This window comes from Pseudomonas saudimassiliensis, from assembly GCF_000939975.1.
Classification (GTDB): domain Bacteria; phylum Pseudomonadota; class Gammaproteobacteria; order Pseudomonadales; family Pseudomonadaceae; genus Halopseudomonas; species Halopseudomonas saudimassiliensis.
This window is the reverse complement of record NZ_LK391969.1, coordinates 2544690-2566373: the sequence shown is the minus strand read 5'-3', so window position 1 is coordinate 2566373 and position 21684 is coordinate 2544690. Positions and strand designations below refer to the sequence as shown.

At 62.8% G+C, this 21684-nt stretch carries 24 protein-coding genes; 13 read left to right on the top strand and 11 right to left on the bottom strand.

Annotation, left to right across the window (positions count from 1 at the left end):
* The first annotated feature begins 80 nt into the window (after window positions 1–80).
* Genes VG99_RS11810 through VG99_RS11790 form a run of 5 tightly spaced genes read left to right on the top strand, consistent with a single transcriptional unit; the run spans window position 81 to window position 4921 of the window.
* Window positions 81–1208: a branched-chain amino acid ABC transporter substrate-binding protein gene (locus tag VG99_RS11810; RefSeq protein ID WP_044500175.1), complete on the top strand. Its 1128-nt coding sequence runs from the start codon at window positions 81–83 to the stop codon at window positions 1206–1208.
* A 56-nt stretch (window positions 1209–1264) separates the two neighbouring features.
* Window positions 1265–2191 (top strand): high-affinity branched-chain amino acid ABC transporter permease LivH, encoded by a 927-nt coding sequence (gene livH, locus VG99_RS11805; protein ID WP_044500174.1) that lies wholly within the window; start codon window positions 1265–1267, stop codon window positions 2189–2191.
* Window positions 2188–3447: a high-affinity branched-chain amino acid ABC transporter permease LivM gene (gene livM, locus VG99_RS11800; RefSeq protein WP_044500172.1), complete on the top strand. Its 1260-nt coding sequence runs from the start codon at window positions 2188–2190 to the stop codon at window positions 3445–3447. Before livH ends, livM begins: the two co-directional genes overlap by 4 nt.
* On the top strand, window positions 3444–4217 hold the full coding sequence (livG, locus tag VG99_RS11795; RefSeq protein WP_420848280.1) for a high-affinity branched-chain amino acid ABC transporter ATP-binding protein LivG: 774 nt from the start codon (window positions 3444–3446) through the stop codon (window positions 4215–4217). Before livM ends, livG begins: the two co-directional genes overlap by 4 nt.
* 2 nt (window positions 4218–4219) lie before the next feature.
* Window positions 4220–4921, top strand: coding sequence for an ABC transporter ATP-binding protein (locus tag VG99_RS11790; RefSeq protein ID WP_044500171.1), 702 nt, complete (start codon window positions 4220–4222; stop codon window positions 4919–4921).
* Window positions 4922–4959: 38 nt separating this feature from the next.
* Here VG99_RS11790 and VG99_RS15530 read toward each other — a convergent pair whose 3' ends face one another.
* Complete coding sequence (locus VG99_RS15530) at window positions 4960–5625, bottom strand: hypothetical protein (RefSeq protein WP_052508791.1); 666 nt, start codon at window positions 5623–5625, stop codon at window positions 4960–4962.
* 132 nt (window positions 5626–5757) lie between these two features.
* Between VG99_RS15530 and VG99_RS11780 the strand changes: the two genes are divergently transcribed.
* Window positions 5758–6303, top strand: a complete 546-nt coding sequence (locus tag VG99_RS11780) for an OmpA family protein (protein ID WP_052508790.1) — start codon at window positions 5758–5760, stop codon at window positions 6301–6303.
* 99 nt (window positions 6304–6402) lie between these two features.
* Here the strand turns inward: VG99_RS11780 and VG99_RS11775 are convergent, their stop codons facing one another.
* The 7 genes from VG99_RS11775 to VG99_RS11745 all read right to left on the bottom strand — a co-directional run bounded on the left by VG99_RS11775 (window position 6403) and on the right by VG99_RS11745 (window position 12836).
* Complete coding sequence (locus VG99_RS11775; protein WP_044500169.1) at window positions 6403–6732, bottom strand: Na+/H+ antiporter subunit G; 330 nt, start codon at window positions 6730–6732, stop codon at window positions 6403–6405.
* A gap of 9 nt (window positions 6733–6741) precedes the next feature.
* Window positions 6742–7011, bottom strand: a complete 270-nt coding sequence (locus VG99_RS11770; RefSeq protein WP_044500167.1) for a K+/H+ antiporter subunit F — start codon at window positions 7009–7011, stop codon at window positions 6742–6744.
* Window positions 6996–7466, bottom strand: a complete 471-nt coding sequence (locus VG99_RS11765) for a Na+/H+ antiporter subunit E (protein ID WP_044500165.1) — start codon at window positions 7464–7466, stop codon at window positions 6996–6998. The genes VG99_RS11770 and VG99_RS11765 overlap by 16 nt, the downstream gene beginning before the upstream one ends.
* A gap of 32 nt (window positions 7467–7498) precedes the next feature.
* A complete protein-coding gene (locus VG99_RS11760; RefSeq protein ID WP_044500163.1) occupies window positions 7499–9022 on the bottom strand; it encodes a monovalent cation/H+ antiporter subunit D in 1524 nt (507 codons plus the stop codon).
* The gene (locus tag VG99_RS11755) at window positions 9022–9348 is read right to left on the bottom strand and encodes a Na+/H+ antiporter subunit C (protein WP_044500161.1); all 327 of its coding nucleotides are present in this window, start codon (window positions 9346–9348) and stop codon (window positions 9022–9024) included. Before VG99_RS11755 ends, VG99_RS11760 begins: the two co-directional genes overlap by 1 nt.
* Window positions 9348–12137, bottom strand: a complete 2790-nt coding sequence (locus VG99_RS11750; protein ID WP_044500160.1) for a monovalent cation/H+ antiporter subunit A — start codon at window positions 12135–12137, stop codon at window positions 9348–9350. The genes VG99_RS11755 and VG99_RS11750 overlap by 1 nt, the downstream gene beginning before the upstream one ends.
* 237 nt (window positions 12138–12374) lie before the next feature.
* A complete protein-coding gene (locus VG99_RS11745) occupies window positions 12375–12836 on the bottom strand; it encodes an outer membrane lipoprotein (protein WP_044500158.1) in 462 nt (153 codons plus the stop codon).
* A 351-nt stretch (window positions 12837–13187) separates the two neighbouring features.
* Here VG99_RS11745 and VG99_RS16225 point away from each other — a divergent pair, with 351 nt between their 5' ends.
* Window positions 13188–13358 (top strand): hypothetical protein, encoded by a 171-nt coding sequence (locus tag VG99_RS16225; RefSeq protein ID WP_158023920.1) that lies wholly within the window; start codon window positions 13188–13190, stop codon window positions 13356–13358.
* Here VG99_RS16225 and VG99_RS11740 read toward each other — a convergent pair.
* On the bottom strand, window positions 13326–14498 hold the full coding sequence (locus VG99_RS11740; protein ID WP_044500156.1) for a 1-acyl-sn-glycerol-3-phosphate acyltransferase: 1173 nt from the start codon (window positions 14496–14498) through the stop codon (window positions 13326–13328). The genes VG99_RS16225 and VG99_RS11740 overlap by 33 nt on opposite strands.
* 188 nt (window positions 14499–14686) lie before the next feature.
* Between VG99_RS11740 and VG99_RS11735 the strand changes: the two genes are divergently transcribed.
* From VG99_RS11735 to VG99_RS11715, 5 genes are all read left to right on the top strand, one after another.
* The gene (locus tag VG99_RS11735; RefSeq protein ID WP_044500155.1) at window positions 14687–14887 is read left to right on the top strand and encodes a CPXCG motif-containing cysteine-rich protein; all 201 of its coding nucleotides are present in this window, start codon (window positions 14687–14689) and stop codon (window positions 14885–14887) included.
* On the top strand, window positions 14884–15552 hold the full coding sequence (locus VG99_RS11730) for an SOS response-associated peptidase (RefSeq protein ID WP_044500154.1): 669 nt from the start codon (window positions 14884–14886) through the stop codon (window positions 15550–15552). The genes VG99_RS11735 and VG99_RS11730 overlap by 4 nt, the downstream gene beginning before the upstream one ends.
* A gap of 117 nt (window positions 15553–15669) precedes the next feature.
* A complete protein-coding gene (locus tag VG99_RS11725; RefSeq protein WP_044500152.1) occupies window positions 15670–16476 on the top strand; it encodes a M48 family metallopeptidase in 807 nt (268 codons plus the stop codon).
* Between the two features lie 152 nt (window positions 16477–16628).
* Complete coding sequence (locus VG99_RS11720; RefSeq protein ID WP_044500151.1) at window positions 16629–17924, top strand: OprD family outer membrane porin; 1296 nt, start codon at window positions 16629–16631, stop codon at window positions 17922–17924.
* Between the two features lie 153 nt (window positions 17925–18077).
* Window positions 18078–18470, top strand: a complete 393-nt coding sequence (locus VG99_RS11715; RefSeq protein ID WP_044500150.1) for a YkvA family protein — start codon at window positions 18078–18080, stop codon at window positions 18468–18470.
* A 39-nt stretch (window positions 18471–18509) separates the two neighbouring features.
* On the opposite strand, the gene VG99_RS11710 is transcribed toward VG99_RS11715, so the two are convergent.
* Window positions 18510–19682: a baeRF3 domain-containing protein gene (locus tag VG99_RS11710; RefSeq protein ID WP_044500148.1), complete on the bottom strand. Its 1173-nt coding sequence runs from the start codon at window positions 19680–19682 to the stop codon at window positions 18510–18512.
* A gap of 216 nt (window positions 19683–19898) precedes the next feature.
* On the opposite strand from VG99_RS11710, the gene epsC reads away from it, so the two are divergent.
* A complete protein-coding gene (epsC, locus tag VG99_RS11705; protein ID WP_044501617.1) occupies window positions 19899–20816 on the top strand; it encodes a serine O-acetyltransferase EpsC in 918 nt (305 codons plus the stop codon).
* A 6-nt stretch (window positions 20817–20822) separates the two neighbouring features.
* Here epsC and VG99_RS11700 read toward each other — a convergent pair whose 3' ends face one another.
* Window positions 20823–21602 carry a class II glutamine amidotransferase gene (locus VG99_RS11700; protein ID WP_044500146.1) on the bottom strand — a complete coding sequence of 260 codons (780 nt, stop codon included), beginning with the start codon at window positions 21600–21602 and terminating at the stop codon, window positions 20823–20825.
* Window positions 21603–21684: the final 82 nt, after the last annotated feature.

Sequence of the window (21684 nt, the reverse complement as noted above, 5' to 3'; positions counted from 1 at the left end):
GTCATGGCCAGTGCAGCGCCCTGGCTGGATGAGCAAGTGCCAACAGACGGGTCATAATTCCAATAAAGTGAGCAAATGGCATGAAAAAGACACAGCGCAAGGTTCTTTCTCAGTTCATCGTCATGACCGCCCTGGCGGGAGTCAGTACGCTGACGCTGGCCGCCGAGACTATCCGCATCGCCCTGGCCGGCCCGGTTACCGGCGCGGTAGCGCAGTACGGCGACATGCAATTCACCGGCGCCAACATGGCCATCGAGATGATCAACAAGGCGGGCGGTGTGAACGGCGCCCAACTGGAAGGTGTGGTGTTCGATGATGCCTGCGACCCGAAACAGGCAGTCGCGGTGGCCAACCGTATCGTCAACGAAGGCATCAGTTTCGTCGTCGGCCATCTCTGCTCCAGCTCGACCCAGCCCGCCACCGACATCTATGAGGACGAAGGCATCCTCATGGTCACTCCCGCCGCCACCAGCCCGGACATCACCAACCGCGGTTATGAGCTGATCTTCCGCACCATCGGCCTGGACAGCCTGCAGGGCCCGACCGCCGGCAACTACATCGTCGAGCATGTGAAGCCGAAGAAAGTCGCGGTGATCCATGACAAACAGCAGTACGGCGAAGGCATCGCCACCGCAGTGCGCAGCGTGCTGACCGAGGCCGGTATCGAGGTGCCGATCTTCGACGGCATCACCGCTGGCGACAAGGACTTTTCCTCGCTGATCGCCCGCCTGCGCCAGTCCGGGGTCGACTTCGCCTATTTCGGCGGCTACCACCCGGAATTGGGGCTGATCCTGCGCCAGGCGCGGGAACAGGGCCTCGACATTACCTTCATGGGGCCCGAAGGCGTGGGTAACAGTGATATCAGCGCCATTGCCGGCGAGGCGGCCGAGGGCATGCTGGTTACCCTGCCCAAGGCCTTTGACGAGGACCCCGCCAACGCCCATCTGGTCGAGGCGTTCAAGGAGCGCAAGCAGGACCCCCGCGGTCCCTTCGTATTCCCCTCCTACGCCGCGGTTCAGGTCATAGCCGATGGCATCCGCCTGGCGGAAAGCACCGACCCGACCGAGGTGGCCGAGGCACTGCGCAGCAACACCTTCGACACACCCACCGGCAAGCTGGCCTTCGATGAAAAGGGCGACCTGAAGGATTTCAACTTCGTGGTCTACAAGTGGCACGCGGACGGCACCAAGACTGCCCTGAGCCAATAACGCAGCCTGTTCACGGGTCGGCGACCGGCGCCGACCCCATGTCCATGGATGTGCCCATGCCCGACAGTTTCTATTACCTGCTGCAACAGCTGCTCAACGGCCTGACCGTGGGCAGCACCTATGCCTTGATCGCCATCGGTTACACCATGGTCTACGGCATCATCGGCATGATCAACTTCGCCCACGGCGAGGTGTACATGATTGGCAGCTATATCGCCTTCATCGTCCTCGCCGCGCTGGCCCTGATGGGCATCGAATACCTGCCGCTGCTGATCATCGGCGCCCTGGTGGTGAGCATGATAGTCACCAGCGCCTACGGCTACAGCATCGAGCGGGTGGCCTACCGGCCGCTACGGGGCGGCAATCGACTGATCCCGCTGATTTCCGCCATCGGCATGTCGATCTTCCTGCAGAACCTGGTACGCCTGGCCCAGGGTTCGCGGGATATCGCCATGCCCAACCTGGTACGCGGCGGCATCGATATCGGCCCCTCGACCGGTTTTCACGCCACCCTGTCCTATATGCAGATCGTCATCTTCGTGGTCACTTTGATCAGCATGACGCTGTTGACGCTCTTCATTACCCGCTCGCGCATGGGCCGCGCCTGTCGCGCCTGCGCCGAAGACCTGAAGATGACCAACCTGCTGGGTATCAATACCAACGGCATCATCGCCCTGACCTTCGTCATCGGCGCTGCGCTGGCGGCAGTCGCTGGGGTGCTGCTGGGCATGTACTACGGCGTGATCAATCCCCATATCGGCTTCATGGCCGGGCTCAAGGCGTTTACCGCCGCGGTGCTTGGTGGCATCGGCAGCATCCCCGGTGCGGTACTTGGCGGCTTGTTGCTGGGTGTGGCCGAGGCCATGACCTCGGGCTATTTCAGCGCCGAGTACAAGGACGTGGTGGCCTTCAGCTTGCTGATCCTCATCCTGCTGTTTCGCCCCAGCGGCATCCTCGGGCGCCCGGAGGTGGAAAAGGTATGATGCGCAACTTGAAACCGGCGCTGATCTCCGCAGTAGTGGTGGTCGTGCTCAGCGGCCTGCTGATGGGCGTGCGAATCAGCCAGCAGGGCACCGGCCTGGTGCTGACGGGCGCCGGAGCGGACGTGGCGATGAAGATCGCCGCAGCCGCCCTGTTCCTCTTCCTGTTCAACCTGTTCCGTGATCACCTGGCCGCGCTCTGGTTCAAGGTGCCCGCCCTGCCCCGCACGCCCGCGGCCTTTAGCATCCTGGCCGGGCGGCCGGCGGTGCGTCGGCTGTTCTGGTGTTTCCTGATTGCCGCTGCGCTGGTCTGGCCGTTTTATTGGGGCGATCGCAGCAGTATCGACCTGGCCACCCTGGTGCTGATCTACGTGATGCTCGGGCTGGGGCTGAATATCGTGGTCGGGCTGGCCGGCCTGCTGGATCTGGGCTACGTCGGCTTCTACGCCGTCGGCGCCTATACCTACGCCATGCTGGCCATGTATTTCGGCATCGGCTTCTGGACCGGGTTGGCTGCCGCCGGGGCGATGGCGGCGCTGTTCGGCTTCCTGCTGGGCTTTCCGGTGCTGCGCCTGCGCGGCGACTATCTGGCCATCGTTACCCTGGGGTTCGGCGAGATCATCCGCATCCTGCTGAACAACTTCACCAGCCTGACCAATGGCCCTAACGGCATCGGCAGCATTCCCAAGCCGGACCTGTTCGGCCTGGAGTTCAGCCGCCGCGCCAGCGAGGGCATGCAGACCTTCCACGGGTTCTTCGGCATCGAGTTCAACCCGATACATCGGGTGATGTTCCTCTACTTCCTCGCCCTGGTGCTGGTGCTGGTGACGCTGTTCGTGATCAACCGCCTGCTGCGCATGCCGGTGGGCCGGGCCTGGGAAGCCCTGCGTGAAGACGAAGTGGCCTGTCGTTCGCTGGGCATCAACCCCACGGCGGTCAAGCTCAATGCCTTTACCATAGGCGCGACCTTTGCCGGTTTCGCCGGCTGCTTCTTCGCCGCGCGGCAGGGCTTCATCAGCCCGGAATCCTTTACCTTCATCGAGTCGGCAATCATTCTCGCCATCGTCGTACTGGGCGGCATGGGCTCCCAGCTTGGGGTGATCCTGGCTGCGATCATCATGACCCTGCTGCCGGAGATGGCGCGCCAGTTCGATGAATACCGCATGCTGCTGTTCGGCCTGCTGATGGTGCTGATGATGATCTGGCGCCCCCAGGGCCTGCTGCCGATGAAACGCCCGCACCTGGAGCTACGCACATGAGCATCACCGCCCCGCTGCTGGACGTATCGGGCCTGTGCATGCGCTTCGGTGGGCTGCTGGCGGTGGACCAGGTGGCGCTGCAGGTTGGCGAAGGCCAGATCGTGTCCCTGATCGGCCCCAATGGTGCCGGCAAGACCACAGTATTCAATTGCCTGACCGGCTTCTACAAACCGAGCGCCGGCAGTATCCGCTTCCGCGGCGAGGAAGTCAGCGGCCTGCCCGGCTTCAAGCTGGCCCGCAAAGGGATGGTGCGCACCTTCCAGCACGTGCGGCTGTTCAAGCAGATGAGCGTGGCGGAGAACCTGCTGGTGGCCCAGCATCAACACCTGAATACCAGCATGCTGGCCGGATTGCTGAAAACCCCCGGTTTCCGTCGCAGTGAAAAGGAAGCGCGGGAGCGGGCCGCCCAGTGGCTGGAGCGCACCGGCCTGCTCGAGTTTGCCAACCGCACCGCCGGCACCCTGGCCTACGGGCAGCAGCGCCGCCTGGAAATTGCCCGCTGCATGGTCACCCAGCCGACCTTGCTGATGCTCGACGAACCCGCCGCCGGACTCAACCCCCGGGAGACCGCCGACCTGCAGGAACTGATTGCCGAGCTGCGCAGCGACCACGGGCTGACCATCTTGCTGATCGAACACGACATGAAGCTGGTAATGGGTATTTCCGATCACGTGGTGGTGATCAACCAGGGTTGCCCGCTGGCCGCCGGCACGCCGGCGCAGGTATGCCGGGACCCGGCGGTGATCAAGGCCTACCTGGGGGAGACCTGAGCATGCTGACCTTTGCCAACGTCAATACCTTCTATGGCAAGATCCAGGCCCTGCACGATGTCAGCCTGCAGGTTGAAGCCGGCGAGATCGTGACCCTGATCGGCGCCAACGGTGCCGGCAAGACCACCCTGCTGATGACCCTGTGCGGCGACCCGGCCCCTACCAGCGGCAGCATTCGCTATCGGGATGAGGAGCTGGTGGGGTCGCAGACCTGCGACATCATGCGGCGGGACGTGGCCATCGTACCCGAGGGCCGCCGGGTATTCTCCCGCCTGACGGTGGAAGAGAACCTGGCCATGGGTGCATTCTTTCTTGACCGCAAGGAGGTGCAGGCCCAGCTGGAGGCCACCCTGGCACTGTTTCCCCGCCTGGAGGAACGTTATCAGCAACGCGCCGGCACCATGTCCGGCGGCGAGCAGCAGATGCTGGCCATCGGCCGGGCGTTGATGAGCAAACCCAGGCTGCTGCTGCTCGATGAGCCGTCACTTGGCCTGGCACCGATCATCATCCAGCAGATCTTCGAGATCATCGAGGAGCTGCGCCGCCAGGGCGTGACCATCTTCCTGGTGGAACAGAACGCCAACCAGGCGCTGAAGCTGGCGGACCGGGGTTATGTGATGGAACACGGCCATATTCTGATGCAGGGCAGCGGGGATGAGCTGCTGGCCAATCCGCAGGTGCGCGAGGCGTATCTGGGGGCTTGAGGCTGGGGTCAGGGCGCCGCCCTACCCCCAGCAACTACTCAGGGTGCCGCCGCCTGCCCACCTTCATACCCACAGCCGCGCAGCCGCTGCCCATCCCGTACCAGGGTCGCGCTCAGGTGGTAATAATCGCCGGTGCTCCGGTCAATGCAGCCGGACGGATACAGCCACAACTCCAGCCCCTGGTCCTGGACACCACGAAATACCTGGGCGCCGTCGGGCATCTGCTCGTGGATGGTCGCCAGCTGCCGACCACTTTCCGCATCGTCGGTGTCCAGCGTCAACCCCTGGGCAGTGATATCCACGCGCCAGGCCGGATCCAGACTGAAGGCGACCCACTGGCTATGCTTGGCGCTGTTATCCATGCAACCGCGTCCGGTTGTCTGCAGGCGCTGGGTCCGCTGGACGACCCAACGGCCGTCTTCCTCGGTGACCAGCAACTCCGCAAACATGGAGATCTGCCCCGGCTGGGCAACGTCGTCGAACAGCTCCTGCAGCTGCGGGGTCGGCTGCAGCAGCCGTTCATGTTCTTCGCCGCAGGGCCGCACTATCCAGCGGCCATCGGCGCCCCGCTCGATCAGCCCGGCGACCCGCTGTGCGGGGCCTTCAGCTGCGGACGGCCAGAGGGACCATGAGGCGCAGCCAGTCAGGCTCAGGGTAAGAAAAGCGACTGCCAGCGCCGGTGTCCGGCCAAACCAACCTGCCATAGTGTGAACCTCTTTGAAGAATCGGCCATAAACCGATGAATTGCTTGAATTTGGTGGTCACAATTCGCTTGCCGAGTGCTAATCTGTGTGCACTTCGAAATTGCCCAGGTTAACTCACCGTCTGGATTGCACATGAATATCATAAAAACACTGACGCTTGCTTCACTGGTTTTCGTAACCGCCTGTTCTTCCAAGCAGGAAGTGGTCGAGGTGGCCCCGCCGGCACCGTCCTGGGCCGAATCACGTATCGTCAATCTCACCAGCATTGCTAAACAGCAAGGTTATGAGATTGAGCGCGAAGGCGAGCAGATCCGCCTGATGATCCCGGTGGATGGCAACTTCCATCCCAAACGCACCCTGTTGTTGCCCTCGGGCCTGGTGCCGCTGAGCAAGGTTGCCCAGGCACTGAAGGTCGATGGCGCCAGCCAGCTAACCGTGGTCGGCCACAGCGACAGCGACGGCAGCGACGAGCTGAACAAGAAGCTGAGCATGGAGCGGGCCCAGGCAGTTGCCAGCGTCCTGCGCCTGGGCGGCATCGAGCGTCAACGCATGCGCCTGAGCGCCATGGCCGACAACCAGCCCCGCGCTGACAATGCCAGCCCTACCGGTCGCAAGCTCAACCGCCGGGTAGAAATCATCCTGACGCCCTACCCCACCAGCATCGCGCTGGCTGACTGATCTGCTGATCCGGCTGCGATCATCCGGGGCTCACCCGGGATGATCGCAGCCAATCGAGTCGCTCGTTCCTGCCTCCCGGCAGAATCACTTCCTACCCGCTTACTGTTCCCAGGGTTCGCCCCGGGTCCGTTCGACCCGTGCGGCCCGAACCTGCATGGCGGCCTTGGCCAGCATGTTGGCGCTGGTCGGGGCGGTAATGAACAGGAACAGGGTAATCAGCAGCTCATGCAGGCCAACCTCCCCGGTTGAACTGAAATACACCATGGAGGCGACCACCAGTGCGCCCACGCCCAGGGTGGTCGCCTTGGTCGGCCCATGCAGACGCATGTAGAAATCCGGCAGCTTGTACAGGCCAAAGGACCCGATCAGGGCAAACAGGCTGCCCAACAGCAACAACCCGGCTACCAGCCATTCAATTGCGGTTTCCATGACTGCTCCTTATTCGATGATATCGCCGCGCAGCAGATACTTGGCCACCGCCACGGTGCCGACAAAACCCATCACGGCAATCAGCAACGCTGCTTCAAAGTACAGGTTGGAGCGCAGCAACAGGCCCATCAGCACGATCAGCGCGATGGAATTGATATACAGGGTGTCCAGTGCCAGGATGCGGTCGGGCATGTCCGGCCCCTTGAACAGCCGCAGCACATTGAGCAGCATGGCGAGGGAGATCATGCCCAGGCAGATGATGATCACGTTCTGGAGCATTGGAATACCTCCATCAGCGGCTGCTCGTAGCGATGTTTGATGGTGTCGATCAGCTCCTGCTCGTCCGGCACGTTCAACCCATGGATCAACAGGCTGCGACGGTCCTCGCTGACATCCGCCGAGACGGTTCCCGGCGTCAGCGAAATGGTCGTCGCCAGCATGCTGATGCCGAAGTCATTCTCCAATTCGAGGGGATAGACCACGAAGGCCGGCTGCAGCCGCTCGCTGGGCCCGAGGATCAGCTTGGCCACATCGAAGTTGGCCGTGATGATGTCCCCCAGCACCCGCAACACAAAGCGCAGCAGCGTCCAGGGTTTATGCAGCCGGGGCGGGTTCGGCCAGAACACCTGAGTGAGCCAGGGTATGGCCAATCCGAGCACCCCGCCCATGATCAGCGAGCCGGCCGTCAGGTCGTTGACCAGCAGCTGCCAGACAACCAGCAACAACAGGCTCATCCACGGATGCGGCAACCATCTTGATTGCGTGATCAATGGGCACCTCCAACAGCCTTGGCCTGGAAGGACAATACCTGCCGGGCGTATTCCTCGGGATTCAGCAATTGATTAACCGTCGCATCCAGGTAATCGAGCACCGGATCAGCGAATAGGACCAATAGCGGCGAACACAGCATCAGCAGCAGGACGGCCGTCAGGCGTACCCCATCCAGTGGCTCGCCGCCTCCGGCAGCCGGGTCCTTGCGCCAGAACAGGGTACTGCCGGCCCGGCTCATGGCGATGATGGTGATCAGGCCGCTGCCCAGCAGCAACGGATACAGCCAGGCCGCAGCCGTGCCGGTTCCGGTGGCCCGCAGCAGCAGCAACTTGCCAATAAAGCCCGACAGCGGCGGCAGGCCAATGACCGAGATGGCGCCAAGAAAGAACAGCCCGCTGAGCAACATGGGCTTGGGAAGCGCGGGGCCCGGCACCAGGCGACCAACGAAACGCGGGCCGCGGCAGCGGGAGACGATCCCGGCGAGCAAGAACAGCGCGCCGCAGACCCAGGTCGAATGCACTAGATAATAGAGCGCACCGACCAGGGCCTCATGGGTGCCCAGGGCAACCCCGGCAAGTAGTGTACCCACCGATACCACCAGGAGATAGGCAACCAACCCGTTGAGGGTTGCGGCGGCCAGCGCGCCGATGGTGCCCATGGCCAGGGTGATCAGCGCAGCCGGCCACAGCCAGACGGTGATCAGGTCCGCCAGCGGCCCGGCGGTCTCGCCAAAGATCTGTGTATACACCCGCAGGATCGAATAGATACCGACCTTGGTCATGATCGCAAACAGCGCCGCCACCGGCGGGGTAGCTGCGGAATAGGCCCGGGGCAGCCAGAAATACAGGGGAAATACCGCCGCCTTGAGGCCGAACACCACCAGCAACAGCATGGCCGCCGCTGCCACCAGCGGTGCATCCGCAGCGGACAGCTGGGCTACCCGCTGGGACAGATCAGCCATATTCAGCGTGCCGAGCACCCCATACAGGGTGCCTACCGCAATCAGGAATAGTGCTGAGCCAAACAGATTGAGCAGCACATAATGCAGGCCTGAGCGTACCCGCGCCGAGCCGTTGCCATGCAGCAGCAAAGCATAGGAGGCGATCAGCAGGATCTCGAAAAACACGAACAGGTTGAACAGGTCGCCGGTGAGAAAGGCGCCGTTGATCCCCATCAGCTGGAACTGAAACAGCGCGTGGAAGTTCGGCCCCATCAGGTCGTCGCCGCGCACGGCGTACAGTATCGCTCCCACCGCCAGCACAGCCGTGACCAGCAACAGCAGCGCCGACAGGTGGTCCACCACCAGCACGATGCCGAACGGCGGTACCCAGTTGCCCGCAGCATACACCTGTAAGCCGGTACTCGCGGCGCCCAGCAGCAGCACTGCAACGGGTATCTGCAACAGGGTTGCCAACAGACAGACGCTACGTTTGAAACCCTCCCCCGTGCGGCCGGACAACAGTAACAACGCGCCCGCAAACATGGGCAGCAGGACAGGCCATATCGCCAGATGCTCCATCAGCGCTTGCTCCGGCCGTCGACGTGATCGTTTTCCAGCTCGCCCTGGGCGCGCAGCGCCAGGACCAGCGCGAAGGCCGTCATGGCAAAGCCAATGACGATGGCGGTCAGCACCAGCGCCTGGGGCAGCGGATCGGTGTGCTCGGCCACCTGCCCCAGCACGGCAGGCTTACCGGTGCTCAACCTGCCCATGGCGAACAGGAACAGGTTCACGGCGTAGCTGATAAGGGTAAGGCCGACCACTACCGGGAAGGTTCTGGCGCGTAGCAGAAGATAGACGCCTGACATGGTCAGCACCCCCAGCGTGAGGGCATACAGCAGCTCCATTATTGCGGCTCCCGGACAGCGTGAATTGAGAGTTTGCCCAGATTGGACAGAATCAGTAGGGTCGCCCCGACTACGGTCAGGTACACCCCGAGATCGAACAGCATGGCGGTGGCCAGCTCGATTTCGCCCACCAGGGGGATGGCGAAGTGGCCGAAGGCACTGGTCAGGAAGGGGTAGCCGAACAACCAGCTACCCACCCCGGTGAGCCCGGCGATAACCACACCGGCACCGGCCAGATGGTGATAGTCGACGCCCCAGCGGGCGCGGGCCCAGGCGTTACCACTGGCGACGTATTGCAGGATCAGCGCCACTGCGGTGATCAGGCCGGCAATGAAGCCGCCGCCTGGCAGGTTGTGCCCGCGCAGGAAGATATACACCGACACCATCAATGCCAACGGCAGAATCAGATGGGACAGGTTGACCAGCATGAACGGGGGCCGGTCTTTAGCCCATGGGCGCCCTTCGGCATCGACCGCCGGCCGGCTCATGCGCAGCCCCTTGAGCAAGGCATAGATCGCCGCACCGGCAATGGCCAGTACCGTGATCTCGCCCATGGTATCGAAGCCGCGGAAGTCCACCAGGATCACGTTGACCACGTTGGTCCCGCCGCCTCCGGTCAGGCTGTTGGCGAGGAAGTACCCGGCAATGCTCTCGTAGGGACGGGTCAGCACCGCCAGGCAGAGTACGGTGACCAGCGCGCCGGCCAGCGCTGCGATCAACAGATCGCGGCCGCGGCGCCAGGTCGCTGACTCGGCCGGTGTGGTGCGCGGCAAGAAATACAGCGCCAGCATCATCAGGATGATGGTGACCGACTCCACCGAGAGCTGGGTCAGCGCCAGGTCCGGTGCCGAAAACCGGGCAAAGGCAAGCGCGACGAACAGCCCGACCACGCTGAGCATGACCAGGGATACCAGGCGCCGGCGATGCCAGATCGCGGTCGCCCCGGCTGACGCCATCAGCATCAGCGCCGCGGCCAAGGTCGCCCCGTCAACCGGCGTCAGCGGTACCGTTCCCCACAGGGACGGCAACCGCGCCAGCCAGACACCACTTACCAACAGCGCCGATAACAGCATCCACAGCAGATAGCGCTGCAGGGACATGTTTTCGATCCGCAGGGTAAACACCGCGGCCATGCCGACCAGCCGCTGCATGATCTGCTCGAAGATAGCGCGGGCGTCCAGCTGTGGCAGATGCACATACCAGCCGAGCAAGCGATGGCGGCCGAAATAGATCAGGATCCCCACCAGCAACGCCACAAAGCTCATGGCCAGCGGCAGGTTGATTCCATGCCAGATGGCCAGGCTGTACTCCGGCAAGTCGCCGCCCAGGGTGGCGCTGGCCGCTACCGCCAACAGCCCGGCGACGGTGAAGCCCGGCAACAGGCCCACCAGCAAACACAGCGCAACCAGGATCTCCACCGGTATCTTCATGTAGCGGCTGGGCTCATGGGGCGGGAACTTCGGCAGGTTCACCGGCTTGCCGTTGAAGAAGACGTCGTGGATGAAGCGCAGCGAATAGGCCACCGAGAAGACACTGGCGGTCACTGCCACCAGCGGCACAATCCAGCTGTAGTTGCCGAACTGGTGCTGCTGCAGGGTCTCGGTGAAGAACATCTCCTTACTGAGGAAACCGTTGAGCAGCGGGACCCCGGCCATGGCCGAGGCGGCGACCATCGCCAGCGTTGCGGTATGGGGCATGTACTTCCACAGCCCGTTGATACGCCGCATGTCGCGCGTGCCGGTCTCATGGTCGATGATCCCCGCCGCCATGAACAGCGAGGCCTTGAAAGTCGCATGGTTGATGATATGGAACACGGCGGCCACCGCAGCCAAGCGGGTATCCAGGCCGAACAGCAGCGTGATCAACCCCAGATGGCTGATCGTCGAATAGGCCAGCAAGCCCTTCAGGTCGTGCTGGAACAGCGCGGTACAGGCACCGAGCAGCAAGGTCGCCATACCGGTGACGCTGACCAGGAAGAACCACAGATCCGTCTCTGACAGCGCGGGGTATAGCCGCGCCAGCAGGAATACCCCCGCCTTGACCATGGTGGCCGAGTGCAGGTACGCCGACACCGGCGTGGGCGCGGCCATGGCGTGGGGCAACCAGAAATGGAAGGGAAATTGCGCCGACTTGGTAAATACCCCCAGCAGCACCAGCACCAGGATCACGGGGTAAAGCGCATGCTCGCGAATCACATCGCCGGCGGCCAGTACGGCGCTCAGCTCATAGCTGCCCACCACCTGGCCCAACAGCAGCACCCCGGCCAGCAGCGCGAGACCGCCACCGCCGGTGACCGCCAGGGCCATGCGCGCGCCCTTGCGTGCATCGGTCGAGTGGGACCAATAGCCGATCAGCAGGAAGGACGACAGGCTGGTCAATTCCCAGAAAAACATCATCAACAGCAGGTTTTCCGAGAGGACCACGCCCAGCATGGCGGCCATGAACAGCAGCAGGAAGCTGAAGAAGCGCCCCATGGGGTCGTTCTTCGACAGGTAATAGCGCGCGTAGAGGATGACCAGTATGCCAATGCCGAGGATCAGCAGGGCAAACAGGAAACTCAGCCCATCAAGGCGAAAGCTCAGGTTCAGGCCAAGCCGCTCGATCCAGGGCCAGGTCTGGACAATCACCTCGCCGTTGAAAACCGTAGCCGCATGGCTCCACAACAGGATCAGCCCCAGTATGGGGGCAACCATGGTGGCCAGCGCACATAACGAGCGGCCCTTTCCGTCCGTCAATAGCGGCAGGCACACACAAAGCAGAGGCAGCAATACAATTAGCGCCAGGGTCATCAGGTCAGAACTCCATATTGTCCGTTACCCTCCTGCACGGGTAGGAACTCGCCATTATCCACAGTGAGACGGCTCGAGCCACGATAAATTGCTTAACAAATTAATAGCATAAGCGCGGCGGTGGGCGTGGGGGCGCTACCAATATGGTTATCGGAAAGGTAGCAAACGGACTGATCGAAGGACGGCAGCACGGGCGGGGAGCCCATGAAGCGGGCCGTAGCGGCCCGCCAGGGGGAGTTACTTGCTGACGCGGGAAACGCCATTGACAGTGAGTACCCGCACCCGCTCACCCGGTGCGAAGGACATATTCGGATCCACTTCCTGCACGTAGGCGCGGGTCTGGCCGCCATCCTCGCGCACGGTGATCTCGATACCCTGGTTCCGGGTCAGCCCTTCCTCGGCCGCCGCACCGGCCATGCCGCCGGCCACCGCGCCCAGCACGCCGGTGATGATGCTGCCGCGGCCACCGCCGACGGAACTGCCCGCCACGCCGCCCACCACGGCGCCAGCGCCGGTGCCGATATTGGTCTTGGTGCCTTCGATCCGCACCAGGCGCACCGACTCTACGGTGCCCATGCGCACGGTCTGTGGCGCGCGGGCTTCATCGCGGCTGTAGGTGTCTCCGGTCAACCCGGAAGCACACCCGCCGAGGACCAGTGCGACACCCAGCAGGCAGCTCTTGATAATTCCTGTGTTCATGATTCACCTCGTATCTGTGCGGCAACCCGCGGGCTACCGATTGGTCTGCGGCCGGCGCCTTCTGAAGATTGGACCCGAGCCGGGCGAGAATGTTGCGCATGTCCTTTCATCGGGTTTTCACCGGCACGGGTCGAGGTCCGTTGCGGTTTATCCTAAAATCCGCGCCGATCATCGACATCGTCCGCTCCAGCCAGAATAACAACTAAATCCCCAGCTCACGAGCACCGACATATCCGGAGAAAAATTGCATGCCCGTTTTGCAGGTTGCGTGGTCCTTTTATCTGAATAACAGTGTTCTGGTGCTCAACAGCCTGGCCTTGTTCTATGGGCTGGCCGGCGCCTGGCTGATCCTTGCCACCCAGTTGCGCTCCGCCCGCGCCTCCCGCCGCCACCGCGGCCGGCACGCTGGACATGGCCGGCCCGGCAACCGGCAACCCCCGGGCCAACCGGCTGTTCATGCTGGTTGGCGGTGTTTGCCTGGGACTGGCCTCACTGCTGACCCTGGCTGCCCGCCTGGTCTGACACCCACTGGCGACTGATCACCGGATTGGCGTACTGACGCAGCCACCAGGGACGTTGGTCCGGCGGGCAGGCCGCCAGCCGATCGGCGAACCGTTTTTCCTCCAGTGCCAGGGTGGCAGCGTCGAACTGTCGGCGCCACCCCTCGATGTTCACCTCCGGACATTCCGCCTGCAATTGCTCCAAGGCCAGGTAGTTGCTGGCATACAGCCGATACAGGCCGAGAATCTGGCGATCCGCTTCCGCCGCCACCGCCTTGGCATCGGCATAGTCGCCCAGCAGGGGCTTGCCGAAGGCAATGTGCACCCGCCCCTTGTAACCGGTCAGCCCCATGGCAATGGAGCGATCATCCTCGCCCGGCTGCTTGGTATAGCCACCGGTTCGCTCGCGCTGCTCCAGCTCCCGCGCCTTCATCTGGTCGCAGGGATCCCATTCATAGGCGATGGATACCGGCACTATATTCAGTGACCGCACTACCTCGGCGAACGCCTCACCCTTGCGGCTCATGCACAGCATCTTGATGATGGCGGTGTCGGTACGATCACAACCGTCCTTGGCGCGGCCTTCAGCCTGGGCGATCCATACCGAATGCCCGCCCAGGATCGAATGGTTGATGTAGGCCGACAGGGTCTGGTACACCGCCAGCTTCTCCCGCCGCCCGGCCACCGAGCGATGCACGATAAAGCACTTGTTCAGCCGCATCAGGTCGCTGACGAAGGGGCGCTGCAGCAGGTTGTCGCCGATGGCGATACGTGGCGTCGGGTGCCCGCCGTGGTACAGGGCATAGTTGACGAAGGCCGGGTCCATGGCAATGTCCCGGTGATTGGCCAGGAACAGGTGCGGCTGGGTCTTGCTCAGGTGCTCCAGCCCACTATAGGTGACCGTCAACGCACTGCGTTCGATCACCTTGTCCAGCCAGGGCTCGAGACGATGCTGCAAGGCGTCGATGGTATCGATCCCCCGGGCCTCGCGGCGCAACCCGGCACCCACCAACGCCGAGGCCATGCCCGGCAGCCAGCGGCTCAAGCGGGGGAATCGATAACCGGCCAGCGTACGCAACAGCTCGCGATCCTGCAGCAACCGCTGCAGGACGACAGGTACTTCGTCATCTCCATAGGGCCGGATGGCATCAAACTCGCCCATGCATTCCTCATTACCTTGGGTAGAAAGCGCGCATTATGCGGCGCAGCGAGGGGACTCACAATTCCCCTGTGCCGGTTTTGTCGGATCATGCCTGAAGCGTACCGGCAAATTCCCGCCACATCCGCCGCCTGGGTAGTTCACCCCCGGGTCTGCTAGACTGCCCTACTACCCCGTTTCGAGAGAATCCCATGCCCCTGCTGGATGAATGCGCACGCCATTGCCCGCACTGCGGCGAGCCCATCCGCTTGCTGGTCGACCTCAGCGGCGGCTCGCAGAGTTATGTGGAGGACTGCTCCGTCTGCTGCCAACCGATCCTCGTCAACCTCTGGGTAGACAATGACCTGGAGGGTTACCAGCTCGACCTGCGCCGTGAGGAAGATCCGCTATGACCGGCCGCATCGCCCAGTTCAATGCGCCGGCGCCGGACCTGCCCGCAGGCTGGCGGCCCAATTGGAACCTTAGCCCCGGCAATCGCATCCTGATCCTGCGCAAGACCGACAGCCGCCTCGAATGCACCGAGGTGCTGTGGAATCTCACCCCTGGCTGGCTGCGCGACCTGAGCCGCGCGCCCTTTTCCGCCCAGGCCGAGTTCCTCCATGACAAGCCGATGTTCCGCGAGCCCCTGGTGCAGCGCCGCTGCCTGATTCCCGTCGATGGCTTCTATGTCTGGCAGCCGCAGGGCCAGCGCAAACAGCCCTGGTACCTGCGGCGTGAGAACGGCGGCCTGGCGCTGGCGGCACTCTGGGATCGCTATGCCCTTGACGATGGCACTTACTGGGACAGCTGCGCATTGATCACGGCCCCGGCCAAAGGCCTGCCGGCGCGCCTGGGCGAGCGCATGCCGGTGACGCTGAACCGGGCCGAGCAGGCGATCTGGCTGGCCAGCGCCACGGCGCCGGGGGCGCTGCAACCGCTACTGCTCAATGCCGACTCCCAGGTGCAACTGATGTATCCGGTCAACCCTGCGGTCAGCAGCCCGGCCACCCAGGGCCCGCACTGCTGCAACCCGATCGGTCATGCGGTGCGGCTCGACAGCCCCGCCGCAGCGGAATGATTGCCAACTGATCCGGAACGCTTTATAAACCGCAGCGGTCCAAGCTAGTTAAATCTGATCTGCTACCGAGCGCACGCCACGCTGCCCCCGGTATCGAAATCGCGAAGGAAGTCCGTCATGCGCACCCGTCTACTTTGCTGTCTGCCATTCATGCTCCTTGCGAGCTGCGAAACCGTCAATACCACCCAGGGCGGAGCGGTCGGCGTCGATCGCAGCCAATACATGTTCAGCGCACTGTCCAGCGCCGAGGTCGACCAGATGGCGGCCGAGTCCTACAACGAAATGCTCGCCGAGGCGAAAGCAAAAAAGGTGCTCAACACCGATGCTGCCATGCTCAAGCGACTGCACCGCATCGCTGACAAGCTGGTCAAGGAGGTCGATCATTTCCGCCCCGATGCGGCCAACTGGAAGTGGGAAGTGAACCTCATCAAGAGCGACCAGTTGAACGCCAGCTGCATGCCCGGCGGCAAGATCATCTTCTATACCGGCATTGTCGATAAGCTGCAGCTGAGCGACGACGAGATTGCCCAGATCATGGGCCATGAAATTGCCCACGCTCTGCGCGAACACGGTCGCGAGGCCATTTCCCGCGCCTATACCACGCAGATGGGCACCCAGGTGATTGGTTCGCTGCTGGGCCTGGGCGAAGGCGCCCGCCAGGCGGCGGACATGGCGGTACAGTACGGCCTCGAGCTGCCCAACAGTCGCTCCAACGAAACCGAAGCAGACCTGATCGGCCTGGAACTGGCCGCGCGGGCCGGCTACAAGCCGGACGCGGCGGTCACTCTGTGGCAGAAGATGGCCGCCGCCTCCCAGGGCCAGCCGCCCGCCTTCCTGAGCACTCACCCTTCCTCCTCCGGGCGCATCCAGAACCTGCAGAACAATATTCCCAAGGTACGCCCCCTGTATGAGGCGGCGCGATAAGACCGACCGACAACGCAGGGGTTCCTCATACTTAGGTCTAGATCGACACGTCAATTGCTTGATTTGTTGGCAGATTCATCTATGTTACAGCGGTTATAAAAATGACCGCCCGACGGGCAACCCCTGAGATGTAATACTCGAGGAACAACATAATGAGAAAAACACTGATCGCCAGCAGCGTCGCCGCCGCTGTGCTGGCTCTGCCAACTCTGTCCATGGCCCAGGCCCCGAATAACGGTTTCAGCTTCGTCGACGACGCCAAGGCTACCCTGGGCCTGCGTAACCTGTATTTCAACGGTGATTACCGTGAAGGTGATGTTGAGGACGACAAGGCCTGGGGCCAGGGCTTCATGCTCGACTTCCAGTCCGGCTACACCCAGGGCCCCGTCGGCTTTGGTCTGGACGTGTTTGCCCGTGCGGGCATTCGCCTGGATTATCAGGGCAGCCAGAGCATGTTCCCCGAAGATGACGACGGCGGCGCGGTACCCGAGTTCAGCCAGATCGACTTCGCTGCCAAGGCCAAGGTCTCCGAGACCGAGCTGAAGGTCGGCCGCGGCCTGCAGCCCAGCCTGCCGGTGCTGATGCGCAACGACGGTCGCCTGCTGCCGCAAACCTACAGCGGCGCCACCTTGACCTCCAAGGAAATCGACAATCTGACCCTGCGCCTGGGCCAGATGGATGAGTCCAGCGGTCGTAACTCCACCTCCCATGAAAATCTGCGCATCGGTGGCAGCAGCGAACTGGTGAACAAGTTCCAGTACGCCGGCGGTGATGCCCAGCTGGGCGACAACCTGGTAGCCAGCTACTACTTCGCCAAGCTCAAGGACTACTACAAGCAGCACTACCTGGGCGCGGTCCACACCCTGGACCTGGGTGCCGGCCAGTTGATCACTGACCTGCGTTACTTCGACAGCGGCTCCACTGGTGCCAACGATAGTGGCGCAGCTGGTTACACAGCCCGTGGCATCTACAACGATGGCGAAGTGGACAACCGCGCCATGAGCGCCATGTTCACCTACAAGCTGAGCAACCACGGCCTGGGCCTGGGCTACCAGAAGATGAGCGGCGACAGCAACTTCGTCTACCTGGATAACGGCGGCGGCTCCACTGCGTACCTGATCACCGACTCGCAGATCAACAAGTTCGAGCGTGCCGGCGAGAAGACCTGGGTTGGCCAGTACAGCTACGACTTTGCCGATCTGGCGCCCGGTCTGAAATTCACTGCCAAGTACCTGCGCGGTAGTGACTTCGACGTCAATCCCGGCGAAAGGGACGAGGAATGGGAACGTAACCTGCGCCTGGACTACACCGTGCAACAGGGCTTCCTGAAAGACCTGGGTGTATCCGTGCGTCATGCCAGCCTGCGCTCCGGCGCCGCTGAGGGCAACAGCGGCCGCGACCAGGACCAGCTGCGCGTCTACCTGACGTACAACTTCGTTCTGCTCTAAGTCGAAACGATGCCCCGGTACGCCGGGGCATCTTCCACTGGCTCCATCCCTTCTTCACACCCTCCCCGCACCGCACTTTCACCCCACCGCTGTGGTCTGTAGTCTGAGCACCTGACTATCAGGTTCACGCATTGCATTTCCCAGGGGGCGACCATGGCCATCAAGTTTCAGAGTTTCGAGAAAAAATTCAGCGAAAGCGGTTTATGGAACAAATTGACCCGCTACGCCAAGGTGGCAGGCAAGGAAGTGGTGGAAAAGGTCCTCTGGCTGTACTACGCCGCCCAGGATCCGCAGACCCCGCGCTGGGCTAAAACCGCCATCTACGGCGCCCTCGGCTATTTCATCTTCCCGCTGGATGCCATCCCGGACTTCGCCGTCCTGCTGGGCTATACCGACGATCTGGGCGTGCTGCTGGCAGCCCTGGCCACGGTGTCGGCCTATATCACCGATGACGTAAAGGCCCAGGCCAGTCGCAAGATGGAGCGCTGGTTCGGGCCGGCGATACCGGAGGAAAGCGGCATCGTTATCGATGCCGAAAAGGAGTAACAATACCGGCAGCCCGGCACGGGCTGCCGGTCCGGCACTTCAGAACCGGAACACCGCGGCGGCCCCGCTGCCGCCTTCCATCATGCCCTTGGGCACCACGACCACTTCGGCCCCATTCTGCACCGCCCGGGGGATCAGCTGATCGAGCACGTCCGCGCCACTGTCAGCGGTGTCGTCTTCGGCTTCATACAGGTCCACCTCGCCGCTCTGGGGATTGACCACCCCCGGCACACTGCGCCCGGATTCCACCAACAGCATGGCTACCCGTCCGGCGTAGACTGCCTCGCCAATTTCCGGCAGATCCTCGCAGGTCAGCTGCTTGCCCTTGGCCGCGCCATAGCGCTCCATGACGCTGTTCAACCAGGCGCTGTGACGGCGGGTCATGATCTCCGCTGCGTGGCGGCGCAGCTCGCTGGCATCGAGCAATGACGGATCCAGGGGAATACCCTCCTCCAGCAACTGCGGGTTGTGGCTGATCTCGCGAAAGGCCGCCTGGTTACGCGGCAAGGCGGCGAGGATCAAGGGTAGACCCGGGCGGGAGTGGTGTTCGGTGATGGCCTTGTCGATCGCACGGAAATACCGCTCACGGTCATTGTCGATCTCGTCCTGCTTACCGCCACCGCCGGCCTCGTGCATGGTCATGCCGCCGGCACGTTCCGCGGCCCGGCTGAAACCTTCCGGGTAACCGGACTGGTTCTTCTCGGTCAATTCGGTACCCAAGGCATCTTCCAGGTTGCGGGGTACCGAGGGATGCAGCTCCACTTCATGGGTAACATGGCGATCGCCCTCGCACATCCTTACCGCATCGCGGGTAACGCAAAGGATCTGGAAGCTTTCCGCGAACTGGTTTATGCGCAGCAGGGGTTGGAGATAGGGTTGGCGATCTACCCGCACCCGTTCCTCGACGGTCTGATGCAGTGAGAACACCTTGAAAAAGTCATCGCTGGCCAGTACTGCCAGGCCGTTACGCGGGTTCGTCCAGAGTTCGTCGTCGTTGAGCAGCGCCTCGAATTGCTGCAGGAGCGCCGTTCCCCCTGCCCCCTTGCCGCCCTCCAGATGGTCGCGTAGCTGACGCATGAGGTTCTTGTAACGGACCTTGTTCTGCTCGCGTTCGGGGAAGGTCCGCTCCATGGGCATGTAAAGGGACACGAAGGTCTGGCCCTGGAGTTTAAGCAATTCAGTCAGTGCTGCTCGGGTAATGTGTTGGTACATAGATGGTCACCTCGATCGTGGAGCCTCTCCCTGATTACGACGGGGTTGCTCGCTGCGAGTTCAGACAGACCGATAGCCTGCCCTCCCCCAGCTGCGGATTGCAGTTCGCGGGCACCCTCTGCGGCTGTATCCATGCTGAATCGGTTGCGCGCCAGGGCTTTGCGCCGCGGCCAGGAGTGTCTACCATGGGGCCTTTCCGGAACATAAGTGTTGACCATGACCTACGACCAAAGCTGGCAACTCGATAGCATTGTCGAACAACTGCGGGAAGCCCGCTCCGAATGGCGCACAGCCCAGGGGCGGACCCACGAACCCGGCGACCGGGAGTTGCCCTCGCGCACGGCCATGCAGACCATTGTCGAATCATTGGCCGGTGCGCTGTTCCCCATGCGCCTGGGGCCGGCCGATCTGCGCAAGGCCAACGAGGACTTCTATGTTGGCCACACGCTGGATGTGACGCTGAATTCACTGCTACAACAAGCCTTGCTCGAACTGCGCCATACCCACCGCCATAACCCGCAGGATACCGATGAGCTGTTGAAGCAGGCGGAGGGCATTGTCCGCCGCTTCGCCGCAGGCCTGCCAGCGCTGCGGCGTATCCTGGATACCGACGTGATGGCCGCCTACCACGGCGACCCCGCCGCCAAGTCGGTCGACGAAGTGCTGCTCTGCTACCCCGGGGTGATGGCGGTTATCCACCACCGCATCGCCCATCTGCTGTACCGCGAGGGTCTCACCCTGCTGGCCCGGATCATCAGCGAGCTGGCCCATTCGGACACCGGCATCGATATCCACCCGGGCGCCCAGATCGGCCCGAGCTTCTTTATCGACCACGGCACCGGCGTGGTTATCGGCGAAACCGCCATCATTGGCGAGCGGGTGCGCATTTATCAGGCGGTGACGTTGGGCGCCAAGCGCTTCGAGTCGGACGACCAGGGCAAGTTGCTGAAGGGCCAGCCGCGCCATCCGATTGTCGAGGATGATGTGGTGATCTACGCCGGCGCCACCATTCTCGGCCGCATCACCATCGGCGCCGGCTCGATCATTGGCGGCAATGTCTGGGTCACCCAGAGCTTGCCAGCCGGCAGCAACGTGTCCCAGGCCAGCCTGAAGAACCGCCGCTGCACGGACTGATGCCGCTCAGGCGAGCACGTTGCCCTGCTGCAGGGTTTCACCGCCCTGCCACAGGCGCCACTCGCCCGGCGCATAAGGCTGCCACTGCTCATTGCTGGTCAATGGTTCGGTCGCGACCACGGTAACCACGTCGTTCGGGGTGGTGTGCTCCTGGAAATCCACCACCAGCTCCACATCGCTGAGCTGGGCCGGCCCGAAAGGCGCACGCCGGGTGATCCAGGACAGCTTGGTGGTGCAGAGCGTGAACAGCCACTGGCCATTGCTCAACAGGATATTGCAGACCCCGCGGGCCGCGAATTCGGCACAGGCCTCGGTCAGGCAGGCGAGGATATCCTGCTGATCCGGCTGCTGGGCATATCGACTGCGCAGCCGGTTGAGCAACTCGCAGAAAATGGCTTCGCTGTCGGTGCTGCCGACGGGCTGGAACGGCCCCGGGCCGGCGGTGAAGTCATTGATCTGGCCATTATGGGCAAAGGTCCAGTACTGCCCCCACAGCTCACGGGTAAACGGGTGGGTATTGGCCAGACTGACCCGCCCGACGTTGGCCTGGCGAATGTGACAGATGACATTCTCCGACTTGATCGGGTAGCGCTCGATCAACTGTGCGATGGCGGAGCTGTGGCAGGGCGCAGGGTCATGGAAGCAGCGTACGCCCTTGCCCTCATAGAAGGCCACACCCCAGCCGTCGCAGTGGGGTCCGGTGCGGCCGCCACGCTGCATCAGCCCGGAAAAGCTGAAACAGATATCCGTCGGTACGTTGGCACTCATGCCCATCAATTCACACATTTGGTTTCACTCTACTACCCCACCGCGGCAAGTCACTCTGGTTGAACATGGTAGCGTATATGGGGTCTCAACTCCCATGAAC

Bases quoted from the DNA above. Each gene is read 5' to 3' on its own strand.
- VG99_RS11810 (WP_044500175.1), top strand. From the start codon at position 81: ATGAAAAAGACACAGCGCAAGGTTCTTTCTCAGTTCATCGTCATGACC.
- livH (WP_044500174.1), top strand. From the start codon at position 1,265: ATGCCCGACAGTTTCTATTACCTGCTGCAACAGCTGCTCAACGGCCTG.
- livM (WP_044500172.1), top strand. From the start codon at position 2,188: ATGATGCGCAACTTGAAACCGGCGCTGATCTCCGCAGTAGTGGTGGTC.
- livG (WP_420848280.1), top strand. From the start codon at position 3,444: ATGAGCATCACCGCCCCGCTGCTGGACGTATCGGGCCTGTGCATGCGC.
- VG99_RS11790 (WP_044500171.1), top strand. From the start codon at position 4,220: ATGCTGACCTTTGCCAACGTCAATACCTTCTATGGCAAGATCCAGGCC.
- VG99_RS15530 (WP_052508791.1), bottom strand. From the start codon at position 5,625: ATGGCAGGTTGGTTTGGCCGGACACCGGCGCTGGCAGTCGCTTTTCTT.
- VG99_RS11780 (WP_052508790.1), top strand. From the start codon at position 5,758: ATGAATATCATAAAAACACTGACGCTTGCTTCACTGGTTTTCGTAACC.
- VG99_RS11775 (WP_044500169.1), bottom strand. From the start codon at position 6,732: ATGGAAACCGCAATTGAATGGCTGGTAGCCGGGTTGTTGCTGTTGGGC.
- VG99_RS11770 (WP_044500167.1), bottom strand. From the start codon at position 7,011: ATGCTCCAGAACGTGATCATCATCTGCCTGGGCATGATCTCCCTCGCC.
- VG99_RS11765 (WP_044500165.1), bottom strand. From the start codon at position 7,466: ATGAGCCTGTTGTTGCTGGTTGTCTGGCAGCTGCTGGTCAACGACCTG.
- VG99_RS11760 (WP_044500163.1), bottom strand. From the start codon at position 9,022: ATGGAGCATCTGGCGATATGGCCTGTCCTGCTGCCCATGTTTGCGGGC.
- VG99_RS11755 (WP_044500161.1), bottom strand. From the start codon at position 9,348: ATGGAGCTGCTGTATGCCCTCACGCTGGGGGTGCTGACCATGTCAGGC.
- VG99_RS11750 (WP_044500160.1), bottom strand. From the start codon at position 12,137: ATGACCCTGGCGCTAATTGTATTGCTGCCTCTGCTTTGTGTGTGCCTG.
- VG99_RS11745 (WP_044500158.1), bottom strand. From the start codon at position 12,836: ATGAACACAGGAATTATCAAGAGCTGCCTGCTGGGTGTCGCACTGGTC.
- VG99_RS11740 (WP_044500156.1), bottom strand. From the start codon at position 14,498: ATGGGCGAGTTTGATGCCATCCGGCCCTATGGAGATGACGAAGTACCT.
- VG99_RS11735 (WP_044500155.1), top strand. From the start codon at position 14,687: ATGCCCCTGCTGGATGAATGCGCACGCCATTGCCCGCACTGCGGCGAG.
- VG99_RS11730 (WP_044500154.1), top strand. From the start codon at position 14,884: ATGACCGGCCGCATCGCCCAGTTCAATGCGCCGGCGCCGGACCTGCCC.
- VG99_RS11725 (WP_044500152.1), top strand. From the start codon at position 15,670: ATGCGCACCCGTCTACTTTGCTGTCTGCCATTCATGCTCCTTGCGAGC.
- VG99_RS11720 (WP_044500151.1), top strand. From the start codon at position 16,629: ATGAGAAAAACACTGATCGCCAGCAGCGTCGCCGCCGCTGTGCTGGCT.
- VG99_RS11715 (WP_044500150.1), top strand. From the start codon at position 18,078: ATGGCCATCAAGTTTCAGAGTTTCGAGAAAAAATTCAGCGAAAGCGGT.
- VG99_RS11710 (WP_044500148.1), bottom strand. From the start codon at position 19,682: ATGTACCAACACATTACCCGAGCAGCACTGACTGAATTGCTTAAACTC.
- epsC (WP_044501617.1), top strand. From the start codon at position 19,899: ATGACCTACGACCAAAGCTGGCAACTCGATAGCATTGTCGAACAACTG.
- VG99_RS11700 (WP_044500146.1), bottom strand. From the start codon at position 21,602: ATGTGTGAATTGATGGGCATGAGTGCCAACGTACCGACGGATATCTGT.